Raw genomic sequence first — 25,246 nt, forward strand, 5'->3', positions numbered from 1 at the left:
GCATAAGCCTATAAACTTAACCTTTCGGTCAGCTTTGCACTGTCAACAACAGCCCTTTGCATCGTCGAAAAGGGCTTCTGCACGACTCGAGATTTCCAGTACATAACCAGAAGGGCGGACCCCATAACCGCCCAGAGGATGATCCATGTCCAACCGTGATATATCCCGGCGCTCGTTCCTTCAGGGCGGGCTGGTAGCGGGTGTGAGCGTGACGCTCACGCCATTGAGCAGCCAGGCGCTGGCCGCCTTGATGGAAAACAGCGTGACCGTGCCGTCCGAGCAGTGGCTCGGCAACAATGGCCAGGCGCGCGCCCGTAACGATGCCTTGTCCAAGGTCTGCGGCAGCAAGGTCTTTGCCCGCGACATCCGCGCCAAGGACATGCCGGGCTGGCCGCAGCAGCAAGGCCACGCCATGCTGCTCAAAACCATCAAGGCCGACCACATCTTCGCAGGCATCGACCTGTCGTGGCTGGGCGCCGGGTTGCAGCCGGACCGCATCGTCACCGCCGAAGACCTGGTCAAGGACGGTATCGTGTTCCCTGAGGAACACGCCCCGGATCCGTTGTTGCCGGCCGGCAAGGTGCCGATGTTCATCGGGCACCCGGTGGCGATCCTGATCTGGAACGACTTCGAGCGCTTCCGTCAGGCCAAGAACCAGCTCAAGTTCAATGACAAGGCCATCCGCTACGGCGATAAAGTGCCGTTCTATGAAGGCGATCCATACGGCAGCTTCCGCTACGTGCGCGTCGGCGGTGCGACCTCGGCCGACGAAGACGAATTCGCCAGCCTCAAGGATTCGATCCTGTTCCCGATGCTGAAAAACCGTCGTCCGGTGTGGAACTCCCAGCCGAACCTGCACGGCAACCTGACTGAGCGCGGGTTGTTCTACGCCGAGCGCATGAAGCAGCAGATCGATACGCCGCCGGACAACTGGCTGGTGTTCGACGAGCGCTACAAGACCCCATCGATCGAGCCGGCCGCCCTGGAGCCGGACAACGGCAACGGCTGGTACGACCCGGCCACCAAGACCTTGCATTTCGTTGTCGCCACCCAGTGCCCGCTGGAAACCGCGACCGAGACCGCGAAGATGATCGCGCCGTCGCGTTTCGGCCTGGCCAACCTGAACATGCACCCCGGTTACACCGTCGGTTACGGCTCCAAAGACCACAACATTTTCGTCTACTACGCAGCGCTGGCCGCGTTGTACGGCGCCGGTGTGCCGGTGCGCCTGGCCAACGACCGCTACGAGCAGTTCCAGAGCGGCATCAAGCGTCACCCGTTCGACATTCGCTACCAGTTGGCGGTGGACAAGAACGACCACAGTTTCAAGATCTTCCGCGCTGAAATGAGCGTCGACGGTGGCGGGCGAATCAACTACAGCCCGTCGGTGGCGGCGGTGGGCGCCACGGCCGCGCAATCGATCTATTACATGCCGCAGAACGACCTGCAGGTCACGGCTTACCATTCCCGTGCGGTAGAAGCCGGGTCGATGCGTGGCTACGGCACCCTGCAGAGCATGGCGTCGACCGAAATGATGGTTGACGAAATCGCCGATCGCCTCGGTATCGATGCCATTGAACTGCGCCGCAAGAACGCGCTGCGCTCGGGCATGAAAAACACCCAGGGCGCGATCCCGGCCGGTGCCTTGCGCCTGCACGAGATTCTCGACAAGGCCGCTGTCCACGAAGTCTGGAAAAACCGCGACGCGCTCAAGAAACAACGCGAAGCCGCCGATCCGGATAACTGGTACGGGGTGGGTTTTGCCATCTGCCAGAAAGACTTCGGCACCGGTTCCGAAGCGCCGATGGCCAGCATTGAATTCACCGCCGAAGGTCGCATCAGCCTGCGCCACATCGGTATCGAGATCGGCACCGGCATGTCGACCTCGCAGGCCATGGTCGTGGCCGATTTCCTTGGTGTCCCGGCGCACGAAGTGAAGACCGGTGAAACCGAATGGAAAGAGTTGCAGCTGATCAGCAGCGGCAACCCGTACATCATGAGCCAGGCCGAACAGGATAATGTCCTGCGCAACCCGCGTTGGGTCGGCAAGGTGGCTTCGGCATCGTCGGCCACCAACTCGGCGTACTACTTCAGCCACGCCACCCGTGAAGCGGCACGCGTGCTGTTCAACCACGGCCTGTGGCCGGCGGCGATGGAGATCTGGCGCCAAGGCCCTTACGGCGGTCAGGCCAACCCTTACGTGGTGCGCCGCGAAGATGCCCATTGGGTCGATGGCAAACTCACCGCCAACGGCATGGAACCATTGCCGTTCGCCATGCTGGCCAAGCGTGTTCACGAGCGCGGCCTGGTGAGCGGCGCCACGGTGCACGGTTTCAACCGCTGGAGCTGGGCCGAGGCCGAGTTCAGCATCGACGGCGTGCGTGAGCGCTTGCCGCTCGATGGCCTGGCCGTGAAGTACGGCGACGGTGCACCGAAAGCGAAGAAGGCGCAGATGAACAGCGCCGGTTTCCATTTGCTGGACCGGCAGAGCATCGCCTATCCGGCAACTCAGTTGAACAACGCGGCAGTGACTTACTACAGCCCGGTGGCGACGCTGGTGGAAGTGAAGGTCAACAAGGGTTCGAACGAGGTGTCGGTACTCAACCATCACTCGTGGGTCGAGTGCGGTCGTGTGCTGGTGCCGGAACTGGTCAAGGGCCAGCTCGAGGGCGGCATCGCCATGGGCATCGGCCATGCGCTGATGGAAGAAATGCCGCTGTACGAAGGCGGGCCGGGGGAGGGTGACTGGAACTTCAACCGTTACCGCCTGCCCATGGCGCGGCATGTTGCGGTGTGGAAGCAGACGGCGGAGATCCTGCCGCCACTCTCGCCAAGCGACCCGTCCAAGGGCATCGCCGAAGTGGTGATGATTCCGGTGGTCGGTGCCATCGGCAATGCCGTGGCCCATGCCATCGGTAAACGTGTCCGCGACCTGCCTATCACTTCTGCACGCATCAAGGAGGCCCTCAATGGCTAACCGTCCGCTTCAACTGACCCTCAACGGTCAATCCGTCGGCCCGGTGGACATCCCTGATGACCTGCCGATGATCGACTACCTGCACGAATACAAGAACCTCACCGGTTCGCGCCTGGGTTGCGGCCAGGGCATCTGTCACGCCTGCGTGGTGATCGTCGACAACCCCGATGGCACCAGCGAAGAAGTGCGCACCTGCATCACCGGTGCGCACTATTTCGAAGGCAAGAAAGTGCGGACCATCGAAGGCCATGCGACCTGCGACGAGCAGGGCAAGGTCACCGAGCTGAACCCGATCCAGCAGCGCTTCGTCGACGAATTCGCCTTCCAGTGCAGTTACTGCGCACCAGGCTTCGTCAATGCCGCGACCGTGCTGGTGGAAAAGCTGCAGCGTCAGCCGATCGTCAAAAGCCAGCTGGAAAAAGTCATCGAGGACAGCCTCGGTCATCACATCTGCCGTTGCACCGGGTACGTGCGCTACTACAGCGCCACCCGCAACGTGCTGACTGATCTCGGCCTGGTCAAGGAGGGTTAAGCATGAAGTCACTATTGTCCCGCCTGACGCTGGCGGTCGGCCTGGCTGCGCCTGTGTTGCTGGCCCACGCCGATGAGGCGCAGGTCAAGCAAGGCGCGTACCTTGCCCGCGCCGCCGATTGCATGGCCTGCCACACCGCGCCGGGTGGTGCACCCTATGCGGGCGGCCTGCCGATCGTGTCGCCGTTCGGCACGATCTACGGCACCAACATCACCCCGAGCAAAGAACACGGCATCGGCCTGTACAGCGATGACGAGTTCTTCGCCGCGCTGACCGAAGGCAAACGCCGCGATGGCGCGAACCTGTATCCGGCGATGCCGTACACTTCGTATCACCTGATGCCGCGCGCCGATTCCGATGCGATTCATGCCTACCTGAAAACCGTCGAGCCGATCGAGCGCGCCGCCCCCGTCACCCGCCTGAGCTTTCCGTTCAACGTGCGCCTGGGCCTGATGGGCTGGAACATGATGTACGGCAAGGATGTGAAGCTGGAGTCTGCCGAAGGCAAAAGCGAAGCCTGGAAGCGCGGCCAGTACATGGTCGACGTGCTCGGTCACTGTGGCGAGTGCCACACCCCGCGTGGCTTGCCGGGTGCGATGCAGCAGGACAAGCGCATGACCGGCGGCATTCTCAATGGTTATCTGGCGCCAAGCCTGCTGGCCACTGACCTGGCGGCCCGTGGCTGGAACCATCAGGACCTGAGCTCGTTCCTCAAGCACGGCATGAGCGCCCAGGGCACGATGTTCAACGAGATGTTCCCGGTGTTCCACAACAGCACTCAAGGCCTCAGCGATGCGGATCTGGCGGCGATGGCGACCTTCCTGCTCGGCGATCAGCCGCCAGCGGCGAAAGTGCTCACCGAAGTGCCGTTGGACAAACTGAGCCCGAGTGCCCAGCGTGGCCGTCAGGAATATTTGAACGTCTGCGCCGGTTGCCATGCGCCGGGCGGCGAGGGCAAGCCGCACATCGCCGTCGCCATGCGCGGCAACACCACGTTGCGCCTGGAAGACCCGCGCAACCTGCTGCGGGTGATCGACGACGGTATCGGTGAGCAGAAGTTCTCCGGGTTCGAGCACATGCAGCCGATGCCGGGCTTCGCCGAGAAGTTGAGCGACGGGCAACTCACGGATCTGCTGAACTACCTGCGTCAGGGCTGGGGTGGTCAGCCCAATGACCTGGCGGTGAACGACGTGCAGGCGTTGCGGGCCGATGCGCCGCCGCTCGAGCACAAGGCGCACTGATATGCAGCATCTCGATCTGCAAGTGGTGCGCCGGGCGCTGGAGTGGTCGACGGCCGGTCAGCGCATCTGGCTGTGCACGGTGCTGGCCACGTACGGCTCGGCACCGCGCGCACCGGGTTCGCTGCTGGCGGTGAACACTGACGGGCACTGGATTGGCTCGCTGTCCGGTGGTTGTGTCGAGGAGGATTTTCTCGAGCGAGTCGCCGAGGGCGCGTTTCTGCAGCCGGTCAGCGTCGTTCGTTACGGCGAAGGCGACGACCCACGTTCGCGCGTCAGCCTGCCCTGTGGCGGGGTGCTGGATGTGCTGGTCGAGAAGCTTGATGCCGATTGCGAGGTGCAGGCGCATCTGCGCGAGCTGGAGTCGGCACTGTTGGGCCGACGTCGGTTGATCCGCGAAGTCGATCTGCAAAGCGGTGCGCGCAGCCTGTTCGATGATCGTGAGCAGGGTGTGCGTATCGAGCGTGAAATCGACCGCGTGCGTGTGCGTGTCGGCGCGGCCCAGCGCTTGTTGCTGGCCGGCTATTCCAGTGTGGCTCAGGCCTGCGCGGAATTTGCCGTGGGCCTGGGTTTCGAGGTGATTCTGTGCGATCCGCGGGACGAAGTGCTGGAAGGCGTCGTGCTGGACAACGTGGAGATTCGCCGCCAACTGCCGTCGGTGTTCATCGCCGACGGCGGCTGCCACAGCGACACGGCGGTGGTGGCGTTGACCCACGACCCGCGTATCGATGACCTGGCGATGATGGAGGCGGTTCGCACCGAGGCGTTCTATATCGGTGTGATGGGCTCCCTGCAGACCTCGCAGAAGCGCTTCGAGCGTTTGCGGCGCATCGGCGGTCTGGGGGAGGTCGAGTTGGGGCGGATTCATGCGCCAATCGGGCTGAACCTGGGCAGCAAGACGCCGGCGGAGATTGCCCTGGCGGTGCTGGCGGATATCCTGCGGATTCGCAGCGGTATCCCACGAGATCGTCTCTAACCCCCAAAACCTGTGGGAGCGAGCTTGCTCGCGATGAGGTCGTAACATCCAACACATCCGTTGGCTGCCAGACCGATATCGCGAGCAGGCTCGCTCCTACAATGTATTGCGTGTCGCTTAGTACCCGAACTTGTCCCGCAATCCGTAATACCAGGCGCCCAATGCCGCAAACGGCGTACGCAGCATTTGTCCGCCAGGGAACGGGTAGTGGGGCAGGTCGGCAAACGCGTCAAAACGCTCGGCCTGGCCGCGCAACGCTTCGGCCAGCACCTTGCCCGCCAGGTGCGTGTAGGTCACGCCATGGCCGCTGCAGCCCTGGGAGTAGTAGATGTTGTCGCCCAGGCGTCCGACCTGAGGCAGGCGCGACAGGGTCAGCAGGAAGTTACCGGTCCACGCGTAATCGATCTTCACGTCCTTGAGCTGCGGGAAGGCCTTGAGCATCTTCGGTCGAATGATCGCTTCGATGTTCGCCGGATCCCGCGCGCCGTACACCACGCCGCCGCCGAAAATCAGGCGCTTGTCACCGCTGAGGCGGTAGTAGTCGAGCAGGTAATTGCAGTCTTCGACACAGTAGTCCTGAGGCAGCAGGGTCTTCGCCAGTTCATCGCCCAGTGGCTCGGTGGTAATCACCTGCGTTCCGCAAGGCATCGACTTGGCGGCCAGTTCCGGCACCAGATTACCCAGATAAGCGTTGCCGGCGACTATGATGAATTTGGCCCGGACCTTACCCTGCGGCGTGTGCACCACCGGATTCGCACCGCGCTCGATACGCACGGCCGGCGACTGCTCGTAGATCGTCCCGCCCAGGGACTCGACCGCCGCCGCTTCACCCAGCGCCAGGTTGAGCGGGTGGATGTGGCCGCCACTCATGTCCAGCATCCCGCCGACGTACTGATCACACGCCACCACTTCGCGAATGCGGCGCTGATCCATCAACTCGAGTTGGGTGTGGCCGAATCGCTCCCACAGGCGCTTCTGCGACTCCAGATGACCCATCTGCTTGGCGGTCATCGCGGCGAACACGCCACCGTCCTTCAAATCGCACTGGATGTTGTACCTGGCGACCCGCTCACGAATGATCCGGCCACCTTCAAACGCCATCTGCCCCAGCAACTGAGCCTGCTTGGGGCCGACTGTGCGCTCGATGACATCGATGTCGCGGCTATAGCTGTTAACGATCTGCCCGCCATTACGCCCGGACGCCCCGAAACCCACCTTGGCGGCCTCAAGCACCGTGACCTTGAAACCGTTCTCCAGCAGAAACAGGGCAGAGGACAGCCCCGTGTAACCGGCGCCAATCACACAGACATCGGTCTCGACGTCATCCTGCAACGCCGGGCGCGGCGGAACCGCATTGGCCGATGCGGCGTAGTAGGACTCTGGGTAGGGAGTGTTAGCCATCCGGCAGCCTCTGTTTAATATATTTTACGAGTGCGTTGATCCTACCCGAGTTGAAAATCGCCCGCCAGCCACCCGGAAAATCTTCTTTGTACCGGCAAAATTAAATATTTTGCATATTCATAGGGTTAGCGCGAAAAAAGGTGTTGACACCCCTCCGGAATTCCGTAGAATGCCGCCTCACAGCAGGCACGTAGCTCAGTTGGTTAGAGCACCACCTTGACATGGTGGGGGTCGTTGGTTCGAGTCCAATCGCGCCTACCAAACAAAATCCGCTCTGCTGGGCGGTCTGGAAGGGCTCACCGAAAGGTGGGCCCTTTTTTGTTGTCCTGGATTTCATCAAAACGTTCACAAAATATAGGGTCCGTTCACACGCGGCAATGTGAACGTCGCCAGGCGCAACGCAGAGCCTGTGGCTCAGCCGTGGTAATTGAGGCCGGCTCGATTATTTCGTCTTCCGGCTCACCAGGCTCCTGTTCCAGTGCCCTCAGGCTTTTGGCTCTGACCAATTGCGACATCTTTTCGGTAATCTCGTAAGGTGTCGTGACACTCGAAAGCATGCGAGCGGCGGTTTCAAAGTCGGCGCTTATCAGGCTCTTCAGTAGGCGCTGGTGAATGTCCTGCTGGTTGTTGATGCCGTGCTCTTTCTGACCCTCCTGAGGTCCGGCTTGAACACGCCTGGCACCTCAACCCTAAACTTCTCGAAGTGGTTCGCGAAATTGCCATGTGGTGGGTTGCCGCGTTTCTGGTGATCCTGTGATACAGCATAGTGGCTATGAGTCTGCACTTTTCGGTTACCATTGCGTACCTGGGATTATTTTGCGATTACTCGCACGCGTTGCACATGGAAGGGAACCAATAACATGGATAGTGTGCGTTCTGTACAAGTTATCGCCGTGACCGGCGGAAAGGGCGGCGTCGGCAAGACGACTGTGGCCGTGAATCTATCATTGGCGCTGGCGAAACTTGGACGGCGAGTCGTATTGCTTGATGGCGATCTTGGCTTGGCGAATATCGATGTCCTGTTGGGGCTTTCCCAGCAGTACACGCTTGCCGATTTAATCGAAGGTCGCTGTGAGCTTTCCGATGTACTTTTGCGCGGTCCGGGCGGGATACGAATCGTCCCCGCGGCTTCTGGCATCCAGAGCATGGTGCATTTGTCGGCGGCTCAGCACGCAGGCCTGATCCAGGCCTTCAGTGAAATCGGTGACAGTCTCGATGTGCTGGTGATTGACACAGCTGCGGGCATCGGCTCGTCGGTGGTCAGTCTCGTCCGGGCGGCCCACGAAGTCATGCTGGTGGTCTGCGACGAACCGACCTCGATCACCGATGCCTACGCACTGATCAAACTGCTTAATCGTGATTACGGAATGGACCGTTTTCGGGTGTTGGTCAATATGGTGCAGGGCCCGACGGAAGGTCGCGCGCTGTTCGCTAAATTGGCCAAAGTCACCGATCGCTTCCTCGACGTAACCCTGCGGTATGTGGGAGCGATTCCGTACGATGAATGTGCGCGCAGGGCAGTGCAGAAGCAGCGGGCAGTCTACGAACACTTTCCGCGCTCCAAGTGCGCCCAGGCATTTCAGGAAATCGCTTTATTGGTCGACGCTTGGCCTTTGCTGGCTACCCCCAGAGGGCATATGGAGTTCTTCGTTGACCGACTCGTCGATAATTCGAGGGGGTGACATCTTTCTTCTGTTCGTATGGGATTTCATGCAGAGCGCTCACAAAGTATCGGCTTCGTTCACGCGGGGCAATGTGAACGGCGATTCAGGCTCAAAGTCTGGAAGGGGTTGGGGCGCAGTAGTGCGATAAATTACTCGGCCTGGAGCAGTCCCCGGCTTTAATGCCTGCGGTCAGACAATGGGTGCCAACAACTATTAAGGAATAAGAGAAGTTCCCTGGTTGGGATCAATCAGGACTTTTGCATTTGGATTAATTTAAGTGGGTTGAGTTGATTCGCAATCAGCGATGTTTAGTTAAAGTTATGTTGAATCCCTGACAGAAGTTTCTCTGCGTAGCTTCCTTTAACTGTATGAATCATATTTCGCGTGGCGGAATATCAAGCCAGTTGCGGCGCAGCTGCAGTGCAGGGCGACTGGGCTAGCATCAGGCTTCTTGTCGCTCTTGTGGCTGGCGGGCATAGCGATTTATTCAGCTGGCGCCACTAACGAAACAGTCTATAGAAACTCTTGATTTTCTTTCTCGTCTTTAACACTTTTCAGGCGCCAAATATTTGAACTTCTAGAGTTGATCGAAAAGCGATTGGCTTTAGCGCGATTTATTCATACGCGTCATTACAAACTCAGCCATAAGTAAGGAAACGTCCAACTAGAACAAGCGGCGAGGAGTACTGCAATCCCGACAAAAGACAAAATATTGACAACAAAAAACAGTCACACTCTCCCAATTAAGTCGGTGATATATCATGATCAAGATCATGGCCTACTTTTTAATTGGAGCGGTAACTGCAGGATGCAACGGCATCGTAAAACCCGACTTTTCGGGTGCTGCCAATGATTCATACTTTTTAGTCCATTCGGGGTTTCCCGCACCGTATCTATACATGGCCTCGGCCGTGCAATGGAACGATGACTATGCGGTAACCACGCGCCACACTCCGTTCATCCCCAACGTGAAGTACAGTTGCAGCACAGGCTGTGATCTCGTCTTCATCCTGCACAAGGCCAGCGGCCGCTACCCATCATGGCGCGCACCGCGTGTGGGCGAGAGCATCACTGCCGTTGGGGCGAGTCCTTACCTCATGACCACTACCGGGAAAGGCAAGGTGTATCAAACGCCGTTCCTCAATACCGATGAACGCAGCGGTGATCTCTATGCCATCCATGATGCCCCGCTGGTCAAGGGCATGTCGGGTGGGCCGGTCCTCACCAGTGACGGCTGTATTGTCGGCATCAATATCGGTTTCTACTCAACCACTCTGAACGATGTGAGCAATCACTCCGGTGTAAAGGGTGCTGAGAGGATCAGCATCTTTATTCCTTACTCGATCATTCAGCGCGAGTGGGGGATTTTGCAGGCAAAGCTTAACGATCCACACGGCGCCAGGTATGTCGTGAAGTAACTTTTAGCTATCAGCCAATTGGCTATCGCGCCTACCAGGCAAAATCCGCCCGGCCTGGCGGTCTGGAAGGGCCCACCCTAAGGTGGGCCCTTTTTTGTTGTCTGTCGTGAATGTCGGTGCAAATAAACACGATCAAGATAAAAACCGATGCGGCGCCACTCCGTGGTGTCGGGCGACCAACAGGATGGCGATCAAAAGATAAAAACGGATTTCGATGAAGATTGACCAGTAGGCGCCATCGATAGACGGTACTTTCATGAACTCGCTGGGCATTGTCATGTTGGCGAGGTATTGAGTAAAAGTAGCTGAAAAGCGTCCATTGCCCATCAACATCACGAAGCCGCTGATCGTGAAAAACAGCTGACCCCCCGGATATCCATACTGTGCAGCTGGAATAATCCAGGGGTAAGGCATGATGGACAGATCGTCGTAAGCATGCCCCCCGAAAAGAATAATGAAAGAACAGGACGACAATTGCCGCGATAAACCGAAGTAAATCGATTTCGTTTACGCGGTCTTTAGTCATGGTTACAACCAATTGGATAACCCTGGAGTGCGGTGGTTTCTTGTTGGTAGGCGCGCATCCTGCCTTCAGACCCGACGAAAGCAAAGCCAGGTCCATCGGCACCTTGCCACGAGTCTCACCCACTGCGTTACGCCTGCGGGATTTTTTTGGGGGATTGTGATGCGAGGAGTGGGTGGGAGCCAGGCAACAGGTGATTGCATCCAGATGGCATGTTCCATTGCCAGTGCCGAATCCACTTACCTGTTGCCGGGTAAATCGATCAGTATGTCGCTTGCCTCATAAAAGGTCAGAGCGCGAAACCCGTCGCATGAACCAGATGCACCTCCTGCGCTCCAGCGATCAGGTGCATGGGGACGTTCTGTTGTACGTCAATGGACGGTACCTCGAAGCTCCCTACAATCTGGAGGTGTCGCTCGCTCAGTTCGGTCGACTCTGCTGCTTTTTCCTTAGCCATTCTCGCGTGGTTCATTGCGATTTCGTTGAGCGTTGACACGTTACATCTCCCGGTGACTGACCAAGCGTATCGCTGGAGTCCTTAAGCATTGATTGAATGGCTGCTGCGCCAGAATTATGTCGTTCTGGCGCTGCTACGCGCGATCTGTGCAATCCTCAAGCCACGGATGCGGTTGAACTCATCGTTGTGTTTTCGCAGGCGACGAATGGCGGACAACGGTGGATGATGATCCGGATTCTTGGCCATTCAGGCGTAAACTAGTGGGGCTGCCTCATTGAAAGGAGCCGCCCATGAACGTCGATCAAATCAGCAAACAGGCACCCGTAGACAAAGCCGTTTGGGATCAATACTTCTGCGCTGCGTTGATTGCCGAAAGCAATCTGACAGCCCCGGTTGTGGGCGGGGCTACGCACGAAGACAGGCAGAACCTGTTGATCGAGAGGGCTAAAGCCCTGGCCGACAAAATGATGGAAAACCGGAAGTAACCAGAGCCCAGCCATCGCGCTGGGCTCTTTGCATGCGGCGCTCTTTGCATGCGGGGGTTATGCGCCGATGCTGGCGATGTGCGCGTTGTGGGTCAGGCGATGAGCTCTACCTTGCCGCTCGCCAGGCGATAGACACCTCCCACGATCTTCAGCATGCCTTTGCTCTGCGCATCGGTCAGCAACGGCGAAGCCTGTTTCAGGCTGTTGACCGAATTTTTGACGTTCTGCGCGGTGGCGTTTTCCATCAGGTTCCCGGGTTGCTTGAGCACGGCCTCGATGGCCGACTTGAGCGCGTCAGTCAGTTTCGGGATATGGCCGGGGAAAACCGTCTGGTCCTTGACGGCCTTGATACCGGCCTCGATGGCGCCGCAGCTCTCATGGCCGAGTACCAGAATCAGCGGGGCGCCCAGCACGGCAACCCCGTATTCAAGACTGGCCAGGCCTTCCGGGGTGACAAAGTTGCCCGCGACGCGGATGGAGAAAAGATCGCCGCGCGCAGTGTCAAACGCATACTCCGGGGCGATGCGCGAGTCAGAGCAGCTCAGCACGGCCACAAACGGATTTTGACCCGACACCAGGGCCTCTCGCTCAGCCTTGAAATCATGAGTCTTGGATGTACCGCTTACATATCGTTCATTGCCCTCCATCAGTCTTTTCAGCGCCATGTCGGGACTGATCACGTTTTGTGGTTTGGGTGGGGCTGTCGCTTTTTCGGCTGCCTGGATGATCTGGCCGGGCAGTGTGCCGGCAAGCAGCAGGGCGCCTGCGCTCAATCCGGCAAATTGAAGAAAACGACGACGGCCTGTTGTGTTTGAAGCAGAGCTTGAATCACATGATTCACACATGATTTTGTTTACTCAGTTCAATGCGGTGAGAGTGAGTTGCTGTTGGGGCTGGGACTGCCGCGGTCGCTCAATGCCAGCGCAGTGGAGTCTAGTTGGTCTGTCATATTGTGTACCGGGCCTGGTCCGAGGATGCCGTGCAAGCAGCCATTTCATGGGCTACTACTGTCAGGCTCATACAGCTTCTACCTGGCAGGAGTTTCTCGATGCTGACTCATTGGTTTCTGGCGGCGGTTCATCTTTTGGCGGTTGCGTTGGGATTCTGGGCGGTGCTGACTCGAGGCACGGCTTTTCGGCGTCTGGCCGATGGGACCGCAGAAGTGCGCAGTGTCCTGATGGCGGACAATATCTGGGGTATTTCAGCTGTCGTGTTACTGATCAGCGGGGGGATGCGAGCCTTTGGCGGGTACGAGAAAGGCACGGACTATTACCTGCATCAGCCGTTGTTTCATCTGAAGATGACGCTGTTCGTGCTGATCTTGCTGCTGGAGATTGCACCCATGGTGACGTTGATCAAATGGCGGATAGCGCTGGGCCGCAAAGTCGCCTTCGATACCGGCCGTGCGAAGCTGTTTGCACGGATCAGTCATGTCGAGGCACTGCTGGTGCTGTTGATAGTGGTGGCGGCGACTGGCATGGCGCGCGGGGTGATGTTTGCTTGATCACGCAGCGAGCGCGTCCTTCCCCAGGATAAACAAGAAACGTCCGACAGCCAGAGCCTTGAGCTTGTCGCTAGTATCGACCCCTGAAAGCCTCGATGCGATGCTGAATCTTTAGCCAGCCGTGGTTGCGCACTGAACGGGCTGGCTACTGACTGCAACAGAACTCAGGATTGCGGCTTTTCCGGGGCGGTCAGGCCGGCCTGAATGCGCTGATAAATTTCTTCACGGTGCACTGCAACGTCCTTCGGGGCGTTGATGCCGATCCTGACTTGCTGGCCGCTTACGCCCAGGATGGTGATCGTAATGTCATCACCGATATTAATGCTTTCACCGACTTTGCGGGTGAGTATCAGCATGGTCTTCTCCTTGATTGCTTTGTGGGGCACCTGATTCGGACAGTGCAGAGGTCGGTGGTATGTATAGATTAGTGCGAAGTCTCACAGTTTGGGTGCCTCTTTCTGACGCGCAGATGTGGCATTAATTCCCAAGGCGTAACTATACAGAGGCCGCCACCATGATTCTCGTTGTTTTGAGCCCATTTTATGGCACTCGTGAAGTATTCATGGATGTTAAAATCCCCGCTTTAAGCATTTAGAGGGAAACGCCGTGCGCAAAATGGTCTTGGTACTCGCGATGTTGGCACTGGCGGGATGTGGAGAGGGCAGCAGTGTGGATGCGCCGAAGCCAAAGCCGGCCGTGGCTGCCGTACCCGCGGCAGCGTCCGGCCCGCAATGGGATCTTGAAGTGCGAGGTGAAACCCCTCAGGCGGTCAGTGATTTGAGTGGCTGGCTGATCGAACACAGTTTCATGTCCAGCGTCGTCAAGGAAAATGGCAATACGCGAATCCTGATGGGGCCGTTCAATTCGAAAGCCGAGGCCGAAGCCAAACAGGATGAGGTCCGTGCTGTGCTCACTCGCTCGAAGAAACAGAACATCGAATTGCTGGTGCTTGAGCGTCCGGCCGCTCAATAACAGTCGGCAGCGAAGATGTTGGGCAAACCAAAAGGCCTCGGGGGTTTAGCCTCAAGGCCTTTTTTGTTTCAGGTGCCGCCTGGACTCAGCCGCAGGCCTTCATGTCCACCGGGCCGACGAACTCGTTGCCGCGTCCCATGACGCACCCCACGCTCTGGTTGCGTTGCCGTTCCCAGGCCTGTACGGGGTAGGTTTTGTCCCAGGCTTCGTACAGTTGTCGATCCTGTTTCGACAGGCGCAAGCCATACTGCTTGCTCATGTAGAAGTAGGTCCGGGCGATCATGCCGCGAATGGAAGGGCGGGGCATGACTTTCTTGGCCTTGAAGTCGACTTGGGTCAGGCACGAACCATACTGTCCCGACTGTTCGGGCAGCCAACCGAAACTGAAGTTGCTGCGATCGCCATTGACCTCGCCGATGCTGGGCACCAGGTTGTGCAAATCAGCTTCGGCCTTCTGGTAAACCGGATCGTAGCGGGTGCAGTTCTTGCGACCGCCTTCTTGCCAGCACTGGCGTTGATGGCCGATCTGCCAGGCCGGAACGATATGCTCCCACTCGATGCGGGATGCGCGCTTGGCATTTTTACGCGGCACATAACCGCAGGCGGCAAGGTCCACCCGGTTGCCGGTGTACTTGCAGCCACAGTAAAACTCGGTGGATTGGGGAGCGTAGAGCTTCCACGCGACCTTTTTCGCTTCGGTGAAGGTGCGCGGAGCGTCGGCTTGCGCAGCCATGACAAAAAACACAAAAAACAAAGCAAACCAGCGGGCACTCATCGAATCAATCTTCCTTCGGCACAACCCAGAAAATCTGCACGCCGCCATCGTCGCGATAGGCGAGGGTGACGTTGTCGTTCTCGTCGATTTCTTCCAGCAAGCGTTCCCATTCATCCACCGGCTCGTCAGGCAGGCGGAAGATCAGTGCTGCCCTGGCCTTTTGTGCGGTGGGGGAGTTGATGATTTTCTGAACGCGCAGGCCCATGCGTACGTAGGTGTCAGAAGAGGCAGAGGTAGTGTCCACGGAATTATCCTTATTAAGCTGTACGTGCATACAGTATTTAACTGTAGGCAATTTCGCAACTGCTTAAAAATCAAGAAAATCCTCTGACAGCGGTTTGTTCTATTTGGTGTAAGGCGCAGGGAGTTTTTTTGTCAGATCGAGCAGCGCCAATCGCCAGGACTGGAGAGTGGCGCACAGGGTGCCCGACCGGATCGGTCGGGCGAGGGCGAATCAGTATTCCCAGAACATCCGCTGCAGCTCTTTGCTGTCATTGGTCTTGGTCAGCGCGACCATCGCCAGGATTCGGGCCTTTTGCGGGTTCAGGTCGTGGGCCACGACCCAGTCGTATTTATCGTCAGGCTGTTCGGCGTTGCGCAATACGAAGCCGCCGGCGTTGACATGGGAAGAGCGAATGATCTGCACGCCGTCCTTGCGCAGGGCTTGCAGGGCAGGGACTACCCGCGACGATACCGAGCCATTGCCGGTGCCGGCGTGGATGATGGCTTTGGCGCCTGATTGGGCGAGCGCCTTGTAGGCGGTGTCGCTGACATTGCCGTAGGAATAGGCAATCTCGACGTCAGGCAGGCTCTTGATGGTCTTGATGTCGAATTCGGAATCCATGGTGTGGCGCTTGGCTGGCAAACGGAACCAGTAGGATTTGCCTTCTACCACCATGCCCAGCGGACCCCAGGGGCTTTTAAACGCTTCGGTCTTGATGTTGATCATTTTGCTGACGTCGCGACCCGACTGGATTTCATCGTTCATGGTCACCAGCACGCCTTTGCCTCGCGCATCCTTGCTGCTGGCCACGGCCACGGCGTTGTACAGGTTGAGCATGCCATCGGCGGACATCGCGGTGCCCGGGCGCATGGAACCCACGACAATGATCGGCTTGTCGGTTTTTTCCACCAGGTTCAGGAAATACGCGGTTTCTTCCAGGGTGTCGGTGCCGTGGGTGATCACGATGCCATCGACGTCTTTGCTGTCGGCCAGTTCGGCTACGCGGCGGCCCAGTTGCAGCAGGTTTTCGTTGGTGATGCTTTCGGAAGCGATTTGCATGACCTGTTCGCCACGAACGTTGGCCACCTGGCTCAGTTCTGGAACGCCGGCGATCAATTGTTCAATGCCGACTTTCGCCGCTTGATAGGTCGCGCTGTTGGCGGCGCTGGCGCCGGCGCCGGCAATGGTGCCACCGGTGGCCAGGATCACCACGTTGGCCAGTTTCTGTTGGGTTTCGGCTTCTTTGGCCTGAAGGGCGGTCGGCAGAAGCAGCAGCAGGGCCAAGGCGCCCGGAACAAAGGTCTTGAGTGCAGATGTCATTATTTTTCTCTTCTAGTTGTGAGACGGTGCAGATGCAGGTTCATCTAGATACGCCCCGGGCGAATCTGAACGCCGGAGGTGCGAGGAGAAGAGCAGGATCTGTACCAGTAACACCCTGAATCGAAAAATACGCTTAACTTAATGATTTGTAACGGTATTGCAGTTTGTGTCCTAAGGCGGTTCCGGGGCCGGGCGTCCGGATTGCCGAACATGTTTAGCTTTTGCGTTCGGCTCTCCGAAACGGAGGGCAGTCCTGTTCAAGACTTGAGCGCGTGAAATCTTCGTTAACGACTAAAGAAAAGCGCGCGTCGGTCGATGCTCCCCCAAGGGATCTATTTCTGCAGGAGTTCACATGTCGTTATCCATTGGCTTCCCGAATGCCGCAAACATCACCATCGGGGGGAAGCCTGCGGCGACCATTCGTGCCTCGGGCGATGCGACAGAGGATGCAGGGGGCCAGGCGCTGGGGGTAAAGGAAGGCGACGGCACCCAGGTTAAAACCGGTCCGACAGGTCTGGGGCAAAGTGCCGGCGCACAGGCCGAATCGGAAACCAGCGATAACACCAGTTTTGCGGTGAAGATCCTGCTCAAGCGCCTGAAGGAGTTGCAGCAGCAATTGCGTGAGCAACAGCAGCAATTAGCCCAGGCCCAGGCGGCGTCCTATCCGACCCCGGAAGCCAAGACCACCGCGGTAGCGGCCATTCAGGCGCAGGTTGCCGCAACCAACGGCGCCATCCTTCAGGTGAGTGCGAGTCTGGTCAAAGAGTTGACCAAGGGTTCCGGCACGGGATCGGTGGTTAACACCACGGCATGAACTGAGTGCCGTTTTTCGCCAATCCGCTCTGAAGGCACTTTTCAGGTCGTTGACAAATACCGGCAGGATTCGCATAGTCTGGGTCACGCAAACGTTTGCGCGCCCCCTGTAATGGCTTTCCATCACAGTGGGTCGTGAAGCTTACGCCAGCGCAAGCGTTGCTCACAATAATCATAAGATCGGAGTGAACCCATGAAGCTGCCATTTGCTGGACGTCTTCTCGCTGTCGCTGTGCTGGCTGCCGCATCCGCTGCACTGCCTGACTCTTCTGCCTTCGCTGAAACCACAGAAAAACCGAAAGTCGCACTGGTCATGAAATCCCTGGCCAACGAGTTTTTCCTGACCATGGAAGACGGCGCCAAGGCCTATCAGAAAGATCACTCCGGCGAATTCGAGCTGATCTCCAACGGCATCAAGGATGAAACCGACACCGCCGGCCAGACGCGCATCGTCGAGCAGATGATCCTGGCCAAGGTCAATGCGCTGGTGATTGCGCCGGCAGATTCCAAGGCCATGGTGCCGGTGATCAAGAAGGCCATCGATGCCGGTATCACCGTGATCAACATCGACAACCAGCTGGACCCCGCCGTGGTCAAAAGCAAAAACATCAATGTACCGTTCGTAGGCCCGGACAACCGCAAGGGGGCGCGGCTGGTGGGCGACTACCTGGCCAAGCAGCTGAAGGCCGGTGACGAAGTCGGCATCATCGAAGGTGTGTCTACCACCACCAATGCCCAGCAGCGCACCGCAGGTTTCAAGGATGCGATGGAGGCGGCGCAGATCAAGGTCGTGTCGTTGCAATCCGGTGACTGGGAAATCGACAAAGGCAACAAGGTGGCCGCCTCGATTCTCAGCGAATATCCGCAAACCAAGGCCCTGTTGGCCGGCAACGACAGCATGGCGGTCGGCGCGGTGTCTGCCGTGCGCGCCGCGGGCAAGGCCGGCAAGGTGCAAGTGGTCGGCTACGACAACATCAACGCCATCCAGCCGATGCTCAAGGATGGCCGAGTGCTCGCCACTGCCGACCAGTTTGCAGCCAGGCAGGCGGTGTTCGGCATCGAGACGGCGTTGAAGATTCTCAAGGGCGAGAAGGTCGACGGCGGCGCCAATGGCGTGATCGAAACGCCGGTAGAGTTGGTCACCAAAGAGCAGGTCACACAGTAACCTTCTGGCGACGCAACGGCGCTCGTCCAGCCGGACGGGCGCGTGGAGAGTTTTTATGTCCGCTTGCGCTACGAACGCTGTCCTCTCGGTCAGCGGTATCGGCAAGACCTACGCCCAACCGGTACTGGCCGGCATCGACCTGACGCTCATGCGCGGTGAAGTGCTGGCGCTGACCGGCGAGAACGGCGCAGGCAAAAGCACGCTGTCGAAAATCATTGGCGGGCTGGTCGCGCCGACTACCGGCCAGATGCAGTTTCAGGGGCAGGACTATCGCCCAGGCAGCCGGAGCCAGGCAGAAGACCTCGGCATCCGCATGGTCATGCAGGAACTCAATCTGCTGCCGACCCTGTCGGTGGCGGAAAACCTGTTTCTTCACAATCTGCCCAACAGCGGCGGCTGGATCAGTCGCAAGCAATTGCGCAAGGCTGCCATCGAGGCCATGGCTCAGGTCGGGCTCGACGCCATTGACCCGGATACCCTGGTCGGCGAACTGGGCATCGGTCATCAGCAAATGGTAGAGATCGCCCGCAACCTGATCGGCGATTGTCATGTGCTGATTCTCGATGAGCCCACCGCGATGCTCACGGCACGTGAAGTCGAAATGCTGTTCGAGCAGATCACCCGCCTGCAGGCTCGCGGCGTATCGATCATCTATATCTCTCATCGCCTCGAAGAACTGGCGCGGGTCGCGCAACGCATTGCCGTGCTGCGCGACGGCAATCTGGTCTGTGTCGCGCCGATGGCCAACTACAACAGCGAGCAACTGGTCACCCTGATGGTCGGTCGCGAGCTCGGTGAGCACATCGATATGGGCGCGCGCAAGATCGGCGCCCCGGTGTTGACGGTCAAGGGCCTGAGCCGATCCGACAAGGTTCGCGACGTGTCGTTCGAAGTGCGTGCCGGCGAGATTTTCGGCATTTCCGGTTTGATCGGCGCGGGGCGCACCGAGTTGTTGCGCCTGATCTTCGGCGCCGATATCGCCGACAGCGGCACGATAGCCCTGGGCTCGCCGGCGCAGGTCATTACTGTGCGTTCGCCGGTGGATGCGGTCGGGCATGGCATCGCGCTGATCACTGAAGATCGCAAGGGCGAAGGCCTTTTGTTGACGCAGTCGATCGGTGCCAATATCGCCTTGGGCAACATGCCCGGCATCTCTAGCGCCGGTTTTGTCGACAACGATGGCGAAAACGCCCTGGCCCAGCGACAGATCGATGCCATGCGCATTCGCAGCTCCGGTCCGGCACAGTCGGTGTCCGAGTTGTCCGGTGGTAACCAGCAGAAAGTCGTCATCGGTCGCTGGCTGGAGCGCGATTGCTCGGTGCTGCTGTTCGACGAGCCGACCCGGGGCATCGACGTCGGCGCCAAGTTCGATATCTACAACCTGCTCGGTGAGTTGACCCGCAAGGGCAAGGCGCTGGTGGTGGTTTCCAGCGACTTGCGCGAGCTGATGCTGATCTGCGACCGGATCGGTGTGCTGTCAGCAGGAAGCCTGATCGATACGTTCGATCGCGACAGCTGGACCCAGGATGAGTTGCTTGCCGCTGCTTTTGCCGGCTACCAAAAACGTGATGCGCAGCGCTTCGACGCCGCGCCTAGGGATCTTCCATGAAAACCGCTTCTTTGGCCGGCACACGCAGTGGCAACTTCTATGGCCTGGGCACCTATCTGGGCCTGGCGGGTGCCTTGTTGGCGATGATCGTGCTGTTCTCGGTGTTGAGCAGTCACTTCCTGTCCTACGATACGTTCAGCACCCTGGCCAACCAGATTCCGGACCTGATGGTGCTGGCGGTCGGCATGACCTTTGTGTTGATCATCGGGGGCATCGACCTGTCGGTAGGTTCGGTGCTGGCACTGGCGGCCTCGACCGTCAGCGTGGCGATACTGGGCTGGGACTGGAGCGTGCTGCCCGCAGCGTTGCTCGGCATGGCCGTCGCGGCGCTCGCAGGCACCCTCACCGGTTCGATCACGGTGGCGTGGCGGATACCGTCGTTCATCGTGTCCCTGGGCGTGCTGGAAATGGCGCGCGGAGTGGCGTACCAGATGACCGGGTCGCGTACGGCCTACATCGGCGATGCGTTCGCCTGGTTGTCCAATCCGATCGCCTTCGGCATTTCACCCTCGTTCATCATTGCGTTGCTGATCATATTCATCGCCCAGGCCGTGTTGACCCGCACGGTGTTCGGTCGCTACCTGATCGGTATCGGCACCAATGAAGAGGCCGTACGGCTGGCGGGGATCAATCCGAAGCCCTACAAAATCCTGGTGTTCAGCCTGATGGGACTGCTGGCCGGCATTGCCGCGCTGTTCCAGATTTCTCGCCTGGAAGCCGCCGACCCGAATGCCGGATCCGGTCTTGAGTTGCAGGTGATTGCCGCCGTGGTGATCGGCGGGACCAGTCTGATGGGCGGGCGCGGCTCGGTGATCAGCACGTTTTTTGGCGTTCTGATCATTTCCGTGCTGGCCGCGGGGCTGGCGCAGATCGGGGCAACGGAACCGACCAAACGCATCATTACCGGCGCCGTGATCGTGGTGGCGGTGGTGCTGGACACTTATCGCAGTCAACGCGCAAGCCGGCGGACCTGAGTCATGGCGACTATCAAAGATGTGGCAGCCCTTGCCGGCATTTCCTACACCACGGTTTCCCATGTGGTGAACAAGACCCGCCCGGTCAGTGAAGAAGTCCGGATCAAGGTCGAGGCGGCGATCAAGACCCTCGACTACGTCCCCAGCGCCGTGGCCCGTTCACTCAAGGCCAAGACTACGGCGACCATCGGCCTGTTGGTTCCCAACAGCCTCAACCCGTACTTCGCCGAGCTGGCCCGGGGGATTGAGGATTACTGCGAGCGAAACGGTTACTGCGTGATCCTGTGCAACTCCGACGACAATCCGGACAAGCAGCGCAGCTACCTGCGTGTGTTGCTGGAAAAACGCATCGACGGCCTGATCGTCGCCTCGGCCGGCGGCGACAGTGGCCTGGTACAGGGTCTGAAAGGCGTGCGCACGCCCATGGTGATCGTTGACCGCGGACTGGACGGTGTCGATGCCGACCTGGTGCGTATCGACCATGAGTACGGCGCGTACCTGGCGACCCGACACCTGCTGGAGTTGGGCCACCGGGATATCGCCACGATCAGCGGGCCGGAAAACACCAGTGTGGCGCAGATGCGTCTGGCGGGTTATCGCAGGGCCTTGAAAGAGGCGGGCGTCGAAGTCTCTCCCGAGCGCGTGCTGGCAAGCGATTTCACCAGCACCGGCGGTTACAGTGCTGCCGCGATTTTGCTGGAAAGCCATCCGCCTACCGCCATTTTTGCCGCCAATGACATGATCGGCATCGGTGTGCTGCGGGCCGCCGCCGAGCGCAATATTCGCGTACCGAGCGAGTTGTCGGTGATCGGCTTCGACGATATCCAGATGAGCCGGTATGTCTACCCGTCGTTGACCACGGTGGGGCAATCGATCCTGCAGCTCGGTGAAATGGCTGCCGAAGTGCTTTTGCGGCGAATCGCCACGCCGGGCCTGGCGACCGATCAGCGGATCGTGACGCCGAGTATTGTCATCCGAGAATCGACGGCGCCGTTGGCCGGCGTGTTTGACCAGTGCCGTTGAAAACAGAAAGCCGTTGAAAACAGAAAGCCGCTGAACCGACAGTGTCGCCGAAACAGAATCGATGAGTAGCAACGTATGCCAGCAAAAGTAGTGGTAATAGGCAGTTTGAACATGGACCTGGTGACCCGGGCGCCGCGTTTGCCCAGGGGTGGTGAAACGCTGATTGGTCAGTCGTTTGCCACCGTCTCCGGCGGCAAGGGCGCCAATCAGGCTGTGGCTGCGGCACGGCTCGGAGCCCGGGTGTCGATGATCGGCTGCGTGGGCAATGACGCCTATGGTGAGGCGTTGCGCGGGGCGCTGTTGGCCGAGCAGATCGATTGCCAGGCGGTGAGCACCGTTGACGGTTCCAGCGGCGTGGCATTGATTGTGGTCGACGACAGCAGTCAGAACACCATCGTGATCGTCCCTGGTGCCAACGGTGCATTGACCGCTGAAGCCATTGACCGTTTTGATTCGGTGATACAAGCGGCGGACGTGCTCATCTGCCAGCTGGAAGTGCCCGATGCCTCCGTTGGCCATGCACTCAAGCGGGGGCGCGAGCTGGGCAAGACGGTCATCCTCAACCCGGCGCCGGCCAGCCGTCCGTTGCCATCGCACTGGTACGGGTCTATCGATTACCTGATTCCCAACGAGAGCGAAGCGTCGGCCTTGAGCGGAGTGTCGGTTGACTCCCTGGAGACCGCGCAAGCGGCGGCGACCCGGCTGATTGCCCTGGGCGCCGGCAAGGTGATCATCACCCTCGGTGCGCAAGGTTCGCTGTTTGCCGATGGCCAGCGATTCGAACATTTCCCCGCGCCCGTCGTAAAGGCTGTCGACACCACGGCGGCGGGCGATACGTTCGTCGGTGGTTTCGCTGCGGCGTTGGCTGCGGGGCAGGATGAGGTACAGGCGATCCGCTTCGGTCAGGTGGCTGCGGCGCTGTCGGTCACCCGGGCCGGCGCGCAACCTTCGATTCCCGCCTTGAGCGATGTGCAGGCGTTTAAAACTCCATGAAAAAGACACCCTTGCTCAACATCGCCTTGTCGCGGCTGATCGCCTCATTGGGGCATGGCGACATGGTCGTCATTGGGGACGCCGGTTTGCCGGTTCCACCGGGCGTTGAATTGATCGACCTGGCCTTGACCCAGGGCATTCCGGATTTTGTCAGCACCTTGAAGGTGGTGCTCAGTGAGATGCAGGTCGAAAGCCATGTGCTGGCTCAGGAGATTTTCGATAAAAAACCGTCGCCCCTGATCGCCCTGGATGAACTGAACGGTGAAGGCGCACTGGGGCGCCGTGAGGTGCTCAGCCATGAACAATTCAAGGTCCTGAGCCGACAGGCAAGGGCGATTGTTCGTACAGGCGAGTGCCAGCCGTACTGCAATATCGTGCTGTTCGCCGGGGTTACGTTTTGACGGACTGCCTGCCTTTGGATTTCCCATGCACAAGGAGTGCGCCATGTATCGCTATGCTCAGAAACTGCACCAACTGCTCCGGAGTCTGCTGCTTTTGTCCCTGATTACCGCAACGAACGCCCAGGCGGCGCAAAAAATCGATTTGATCATCGACACCGATCCGGGGGCTGACGATGTCGTTGCCCTGTTGTTCGCCCTGGCGTCGCCGGACGAGCTGAATGTCCGGGCGCTGACCACCGTTGCGGGCAACGTTCGCCTCGACAAGACCTCGCGCAATGCGCGACTGGCCCGGGAGTGGGCGGGGCGCGAAGAGGTGCCGGTCTATGCGGGAGCGCCGAAGCCCTTGATGCGCTCACCCATCTATGCCGAGGACATTCATGGCAAGGAAGGGTTGTCCGGCATTGCCGTGCATGAGCCCAAACAAGGCCTGGCCAAGGGCAGTGCCATCGCTTATCTGATCGACACCCTGAAATCCGCCGAGCCCCACAGCATCACTATCGCCATGCTTGGCCCGCAGACCAACCTGGCCCTGGCGCTGATCCAGGAGCCAGGTATCGTCCAGGGCATCAAGGAAGTGGTGGTCATGGGCGGTGCGCACTTCAACGGCGGCAACATCACGCCGGTGGCCGAGTTCAACCTGTTCGCCGATCCGCAAGCCGCCGAAGTGGTGCTCAAGAGTGGCGTGAAGCTGACCTACCTGCCGCTGGATGTGACCCACAAGATCCTGACCAGCGAAGCGCGTCTGAAACAGATTGCTGCGCTGAACAACAATGCCAGCCGTTTGGTGGGCGACATTCTCAATGAATACATCAAAGGCGATATCGAACACTACGGCATTTCGGGTGGCCCGGTGCATGACGCCACGGTGGTCGCTTACCTGCTCAAGCCGCAATTGTTCAGCGGTCGCTCGGTCAATGTGGTGGTCGACAGCCGCGAGGGGCCGACTTTCGGGCAAACGATCGTTGACTGGTATGACGGCTTGAAAGCGCCGAAGAATGCGTTCTGGGTTGAAAGCGGCGATGCCCAGGGCTTCTTCGATCTGCTGACCGAGCGTCTGGCCCGTCTGAAATAAGCTGCATGCCCCGCAGCTGCCTGCCTGCGGGGTTCACCCCCGCCCGCTGGCAGCGTCGCCCTTCTGGTCCGACAGGTGCTTCTCGAAAATCTGCTCGATGAACGATTGGGCGGCTTCGGTTCCAAGGTCCCTGACCAGCAGGTCGATACCGATAATGGCAAGCTCTTCCGTGCTGCCTGGACTGTAGGAGCTGTGGCCGTCCTGCCACTTTGCCTTGATGTCAGCGTCGATACTTACGGTGGTCATGATGGCACTCGTGAAGTCGGGGGAGGTCTGAGTGCCGAGTTAACCATTTTGCGGGGCTTTTGACACGTCGACTTAGGCATGAAAGAAGGGCTATGCGACACTTGGTCTCTGTCGAATTTTCAAGGAGCACGCTGTGCAGATCGATTTGAACTCCCCGGATGGCCTGACCCTCGAGGCCGTGCGTCAGTTGCTGGCCGGCGCCAGTGACGATGAGCACACCCAGTTGCGGGTCACCAAGGGAGGCATTGCCTATATCTCCTCGGGTGTCGTGGGCGGTACCGATATCGACGGGTTGTTGTTCCGGCTCGAAACCTGGGCCAAGGGCTCCGGATATGTCGGACGGGTCGCGGCCAGCGATGAAGTCTGGGTCATGCAGATCTTCAATGCCTTGAAAGAGAACTGGCCCAATCCGCCTTACGACTACATCGACGTCTATTGAGCGTTGTTCATATTCAGTCACGATTCAGTGATTAAGGGGAGGGCGG

At 59.1% G+C, this 25,246-nt stretch carries 27 protein-coding genes and 1 tRNA gene; 19 read left to right on the plus strand and 9 right to left on the minus strand.

The features are described from left to right. Positions 1-145 precede the first annotated feature (145 nt). From BSF40_RS12250 to BSF40_RS12265, 4 genes are read left to right on the plus strand one after another with little or no spacing between them, the layout of a single operon-like run. Entirely contained in the window at positions 146-2,977 is a 2,832-nt protein-coding gene (locus tag BSF40_RS12250) for a xanthine dehydrogenase family protein molybdopterin-binding subunit (RefSeq protein ID WP_095965314.1), read from the plus strand. Further along, the gene (locus BSF40_RS12255; RefSeq protein ID WP_015095868.1) at positions 2,970-3,509 is read left to right on the plus strand and encodes a (2Fe-2S)-binding protein; all 540 of its coding nucleotides are present in this window, start codon (positions 2,970-2,972) and stop codon (positions 3,507-3,509) included. Before BSF40_RS12250 ends, BSF40_RS12255 begins: the two co-directional genes overlap by 8 nt. Before the next feature lie 2 nt (positions 3,510-3,511). Beyond that, positions 3,512-4,750, plus strand: a complete 1,239-nt coding sequence (locus tag BSF40_RS12260; protein WP_095965315.1) for a cytochrome c — start codon at positions 3,512-3,514, stop codon at positions 4,748-4,750. A gap of 1 nt (position 4,751) precedes the next feature. Next, positions 4,752-5,723, plus strand: coding sequence for an XdhC family protein (locus BSF40_RS12265; RefSeq protein ID WP_095965316.1), 972 nt, complete (start codon positions 4,752-4,754; stop codon positions 5,721-5,723). A gap of 117 nt (positions 5,724-5,840) precedes the next feature. Here BSF40_RS12265 and BSF40_RS12270 read toward each other — a convergent pair whose 3' ends face one another. Continuing rightward, positions 5,841-7,124 (minus strand): FAD-binding oxidoreductase, encoded by a 1,284-nt coding sequence (locus BSF40_RS12270; protein WP_095965317.1) that lies wholly within the window; start codon positions 7,122-7,124, stop codon positions 5,841-5,843. Positions 7,125-7,308: 184 nt separating this feature from the next. On the opposite strand from BSF40_RS12270, the gene BSF40_RS12275 reads away from it, so the two are divergent. The 3 genes from BSF40_RS12275 to BSF40_RS12290 all read left to right on the plus strand — a co-directional run bounded on the left by BSF40_RS12275 (position 7,309) and on the right by BSF40_RS12290 (position 10,206). Next, a tRNA-Val gene (locus tag BSF40_RS12275) sits at positions 7,309-7,385 on the plus strand. 599 nt (positions 7,386-7,984) lie between these two features. Beyond that, entirely contained in the window at positions 7,985-8,806 is an 822-nt protein-coding gene (locus BSF40_RS12285; protein WP_095965318.1) for a MinD/ParA family protein, read from the plus strand. 743 nt (positions 8,807-9,549) lie between these two features. Continuing rightward, positions 9,550-10,206: a trypsin-like peptidase domain-containing protein gene (locus tag BSF40_RS12290; RefSeq protein ID WP_095965319.1), complete on the plus strand. Its 657-nt coding sequence runs from the start codon at positions 9,550-9,552 to the stop codon at positions 10,204-10,206. A gap of 132 nt (positions 10,207-10,338) precedes the next feature. On the opposite strand, the gene BSF40_RS12295 is transcribed toward BSF40_RS12290, so the two are convergent. Further along, a complete protein-coding gene (locus tag BSF40_RS12295; protein WP_095965320.1) occupies positions 10,339-10,620 on the minus strand; it encodes a hypothetical protein in 282 nt (93 codons plus the stop codon). Positions 10,621-11,018: 398 nt separating this feature from the next. Beyond that, positions 11,019-11,225, minus strand: coding sequence for a hypothetical protein (locus BSF40_RS12300; RefSeq protein ID WP_095965321.1), 207 nt, complete (start codon positions 11,223-11,225; stop codon positions 11,019-11,021). 251 nt (positions 11,226-11,476) lie between these two features. On the opposite strand from BSF40_RS12300, the gene BSF40_RS12305 reads away from it, so the two are divergent. Then, entirely contained in the window at positions 11,477-11,671 is a 195-nt protein-coding gene (locus BSF40_RS12305; protein WP_095965322.1) for a hypothetical protein, read from the plus strand. A 92-nt stretch (positions 11,672-11,763) separates the two neighbouring features. Here the strand turns inward: BSF40_RS12305 and BSF40_RS12310 are convergent, their stop codons facing one another. Continuing rightward, positions 11,764-12,516: a carbonic anhydrase gene (locus BSF40_RS12310; protein ID WP_095965323.1), complete on the minus strand. Its 753-nt coding sequence runs from the start codon at positions 12,514-12,516 to the stop codon at positions 11,764-11,766. 203 nt (positions 12,517-12,719) lie between these two features. Here BSF40_RS12310 and BSF40_RS12315 point away from each other — a divergent pair, with 203 nt between their 5' ends. Beyond that, positions 12,720-13,175: a DUF2214 family protein gene (locus BSF40_RS12315; protein WP_095965324.1), complete on the plus strand. Its 456-nt coding sequence runs from the start codon at positions 12,720-12,722 to the stop codon at positions 13,173-13,175. A gap of 164 nt (positions 13,176-13,339) precedes the next feature. Here BSF40_RS12315 and csrA read toward each other — a convergent pair whose 3' ends face one another. Beyond that, positions 13,340-13,531: a carbon storage regulator CsrA gene (csrA, locus tag BSF40_RS12320; RefSeq protein WP_007975691.1), complete on the minus strand. Its 192-nt coding sequence runs from the start codon at positions 13,529-13,531 to the stop codon at positions 13,340-13,342. A gap of 250 nt (positions 13,532-13,781) precedes the next feature. On the opposite strand from csrA, the gene BSF40_RS12325 reads away from it, so the two are divergent. Next, positions 13,782-14,147, plus strand: a complete 366-nt coding sequence (locus BSF40_RS12325) for a penicillin-binding protein activator LpoB (RefSeq protein ID WP_095965325.1) — start codon at positions 13,782-13,784, stop codon at positions 14,145-14,147. Positions 14,148-14,232: 85 nt separating this feature from the next. On the opposite strand, the gene BSF40_RS12330 is transcribed toward BSF40_RS12325, so the two are convergent. The 3 genes from BSF40_RS12330 to BSF40_RS12340 all read right to left on the minus strand — a co-directional run bounded on the left by BSF40_RS12330 (position 14,233) and on the right by BSF40_RS12340 (position 16,465). Beyond that, entirely contained in the window at positions 14,233-14,922 is a 690-nt protein-coding gene (locus BSF40_RS12330) for an endonuclease (protein ID WP_095965326.1), read from the minus strand. Between the two features lie 4 nt (positions 14,923-14,926). Then, positions 14,927-15,196, minus strand: coding sequence for a DUF1654 domain-containing protein (locus BSF40_RS12335; RefSeq protein WP_095965327.1), 270 nt, complete (start codon positions 15,194-15,196; stop codon positions 14,927-14,929). A gap of 180 nt (positions 15,197-15,376) precedes the next feature. Continuing rightward, the gene (locus tag BSF40_RS12340; protein ID WP_007975695.1) at positions 15,377-16,465 is read right to left on the minus strand and encodes an asparaginase; all 1,089 of its coding nucleotides are present in this window, start codon (positions 16,463-16,465) and stop codon (positions 15,377-15,379) included. A gap of 352 nt (positions 16,466-16,817) precedes the next feature. Between BSF40_RS12340 and BSF40_RS12345 the strand changes: the two genes are divergently transcribed. The 8 genes from BSF40_RS12345 to BSF40_RS12380 all read left to right on the plus strand — a co-directional run bounded on the left by BSF40_RS12345 (position 16,818) and on the right by BSF40_RS12380 (position 24,515). After that, positions 16,818-17,279, plus strand: coding sequence for a hypothetical protein (locus BSF40_RS12345; protein ID WP_095965328.1), 462 nt, complete (start codon positions 16,818-16,820; stop codon positions 17,277-17,279). Positions 17,280-17,471: 192 nt separating this feature from the next. Continuing rightward, the gene (locus BSF40_RS12350; protein WP_095965329.1) at positions 17,472-18,443 is read left to right on the plus strand and encodes a sugar ABC transporter substrate-binding protein; all 972 of its coding nucleotides are present in this window, start codon (positions 17,472-17,474) and stop codon (positions 18,441-18,443) included. A gap of 55 nt (positions 18,444-18,498) precedes the next feature. Further along, a complete protein-coding gene (locus BSF40_RS12355) occupies positions 18,499-20,052 on the plus strand; it encodes a sugar ABC transporter ATP-binding protein (protein ID WP_095965330.1) in 1,554 nt (517 codons plus the stop codon). After that, positions 20,049-21,026 (plus strand): ABC transporter permease, encoded by a 978-nt coding sequence (locus tag BSF40_RS12360; protein WP_095965331.1) that lies wholly within the window; start codon positions 20,049-20,051, stop codon positions 21,024-21,026. The genes BSF40_RS12355 and BSF40_RS12360 overlap by 4 nt, the downstream gene beginning before the upstream one ends. A gap of 3 nt (positions 21,027-21,029) precedes the next feature. Next, positions 21,030-22,049 carry a LacI family DNA-binding transcriptional regulator gene (locus BSF40_RS12365; protein ID WP_095965332.1) on the plus strand — a complete coding sequence of 340 codons (1,020 nt, stop codon included), beginning with the start codon at positions 21,030-21,032 and terminating at the stop codon, positions 22,047-22,049. Positions 22,050-22,124: 75 nt separating this feature from the next. After that, the gene (rbsK, locus tag BSF40_RS12370; protein WP_095965333.1) at positions 22,125-23,042 is read left to right on the plus strand and encodes a ribokinase; all 918 of its coding nucleotides are present in this window, start codon (positions 22,125-22,127) and stop codon (positions 23,040-23,042) included. Continuing rightward, positions 23,039-23,443 carry a D-ribose pyranase gene (gene rbsD / locus BSF40_RS12375; protein ID WP_095965334.1) on the plus strand — a complete coding sequence of 135 codons (405 nt, stop codon included), beginning with the start codon at positions 23,039-23,041 and terminating at the stop codon, positions 23,441-23,443. The genes rbsK and rbsD overlap by 4 nt, the downstream gene beginning before the upstream one ends. Positions 23,444-23,486: 43 nt before the next feature. Beyond that, positions 23,487-24,515 (plus strand): nucleoside hydrolase, encoded by a 1,029-nt coding sequence (locus BSF40_RS12380; RefSeq protein ID WP_095965335.1) that lies wholly within the window; start codon positions 23,487-23,489, stop codon positions 24,513-24,515. A 33-nt stretch (positions 24,516-24,548) separates the two neighbouring features. Here the strand turns inward: BSF40_RS12380 and BSF40_RS12385 are convergent, their stop codons facing one another. Beyond that, on the minus strand, positions 24,549-24,761 hold the full coding sequence (locus tag BSF40_RS12385) for a hypothetical protein (protein ID WP_095965336.1): 213 nt from the start codon (positions 24,759-24,761) through the stop codon (positions 24,549-24,551). A 133-nt stretch (positions 24,762-24,894) separates the two neighbouring features. On the opposite strand from BSF40_RS12385, the gene BSF40_RS12390 reads away from it, so the two are divergent. Next, positions 24,895-25,200 (plus strand): hypothetical protein, encoded by a 306-nt coding sequence (locus tag BSF40_RS12390; RefSeq protein WP_007975706.1) that lies wholly within the window; start codon positions 24,895-24,897, stop codon positions 25,198-25,200. The last annotated feature ends 46 nt before the right edge of the window (positions 25,201-25,246 follow it).

The organism is Pseudomonas sp. ACN5 (genome assembly GCF_002303975.1).
Taxonomy (GTDB): domain Bacteria; phylum Pseudomonadota; class Gammaproteobacteria; order Pseudomonadales; family Pseudomonadaceae; genus Aquipseudomonas; species Aquipseudomonas laurylsulfatiphila.

Coding starts and splice junctions, on each gene's coding strand:
- BSF40_RS12340 (WP_007975695.1), bottom strand. CDS start 16,465: ATGACATCTGCACTCAAGACCTTTGTTCCGGGCGCCTTGGCCCTGCTG.
- BSF40_RS12255 (WP_015095868.1), top strand. CDS start 2,970: ATGGCTAACCGTCCGCTTCAACTGACCCTCAACGGTCAATCCGTCGGC.
- BSF40_RS12310 (WP_095965323.1), bottom strand. CDS start 12,516: ATGTGTGAATCATGTGATTCAAGCTCTGCTTCAAACACAACAGGCCGT.
- csrA (WP_007975691.1), bottom strand. CDS start 13,531: ATGCTGATACTCACCCGCAAAGTCGGTGAAAGCATTAATATCGGTGAT.
- BSF40_RS12295 (WP_095965320.1), bottom strand. CDS start 10,620: ATGCCTTACCCCTGGATTATTCCAGCTGCACAGTATGGATATCCGGGG.
- BSF40_RS12250 (WP_095965314.1), top strand. CDS start 146: ATGTCCAACCGTGATATATCCCGGCGCTCGTTCCTTCAGGGCGGGCTG.
- BSF40_RS12270 (WP_095965317.1), bottom strand. CDS start 7,124: ATGGCTAACACTCCCTACCCAGAGTCCTACTACGCCGCATCGGCCAAT.
- BSF40_RS12290 (WP_095965319.1), top strand. CDS start 9,550: ATGATCAAGATCATGGCCTACTTTTTAATTGGAGCGGTAACTGCAGGA.
- rbsD (WP_095965334.1), top strand. CDS start 23,039: ATGAAAAAGACACCCTTGCTCAACATCGCCTTGTCGCGGCTGATCGCC.
- BSF40_RS12265 (WP_095965316.1), top strand. CDS start 4,752: ATGCAGCATCTCGATCTGCAAGTGGTGCGCCGGGCGCTGGAGTGGTCG.
- BSF40_RS12305 (WP_095965322.1), top strand. CDS start 11,477: ATGAACGTCGATCAAATCAGCAAACAGGCACCCGTAGACAAAGCCGTT.
- BSF40_RS12335 (WP_095965327.1), bottom strand. CDS start 15,196: ATGCACGTACAGCTTAATAAGGATAATTCCGTGGACACTACCTCTGCC.
- BSF40_RS12260 (WP_095965315.1), top strand. CDS start 3,512: ATGAAGTCACTATTGTCCCGCCTGACGCTGGCGGTCGGCCTGGCTGCG.
- BSF40_RS12330 (WP_095965326.1), bottom strand. CDS start 14,922: ATGAGTGCCCGCTGGTTTGCTTTGTTTTTTGTGTTTTTTGTCATGGCT.
- BSF40_RS12315 (WP_095965324.1), top strand. CDS start 12,720: ATGCTGACTCATTGGTTTCTGGCGGCGGTTCATCTTTTGGCGGTTGCG.
- BSF40_RS12350 (WP_095965329.1), top strand. CDS start 17,472: ATGAAGCTGCCATTTGCTGGACGTCTTCTCGCTGTCGCTGTGCTGGCT.
- BSF40_RS12360 (WP_095965331.1), top strand. CDS start 20,049: ATGAAAACCGCTTCTTTGGCCGGCACACGCAGTGGCAACTTCTATGGC.
- rbsK (WP_095965333.1), top strand. CDS start 22,125: ATGCCAGCAAAAGTAGTGGTAATAGGCAGTTTGAACATGGACCTGGTG.
- BSF40_RS12345 (WP_095965328.1), top strand. CDS start 16,818: ATGTCGTTATCCATTGGCTTCCCGAATGCCGCAAACATCACCATCGGG.
- BSF40_RS12385 (WP_095965336.1), bottom strand. CDS start 24,761: ATGACCACCGTAAGTATCGACGCTGACATCAAGGCAAAGTGGCAGGAC.
- BSF40_RS12365 (WP_095965332.1), top strand. CDS start 21,030: ATGGCGACTATCAAAGATGTGGCAGCCCTTGCCGGCATTTCCTACACC.
- BSF40_RS12355 (WP_095965330.1), top strand. CDS start 18,499: ATGTCCGCTTGCGCTACGAACGCTGTCCTCTCGGTCAGCGGTATCGGC.
- BSF40_RS12380 (WP_095965335.1), top strand. CDS start 23,487: ATGTATCGCTATGCTCAGAAACTGCACCAACTGCTCCGGAGTCTGCTG.
- BSF40_RS12285 (WP_095965318.1), top strand. CDS start 7,985: ATGGATAGTGTGCGTTCTGTACAAGTTATCGCCGTGACCGGCGGAAAG.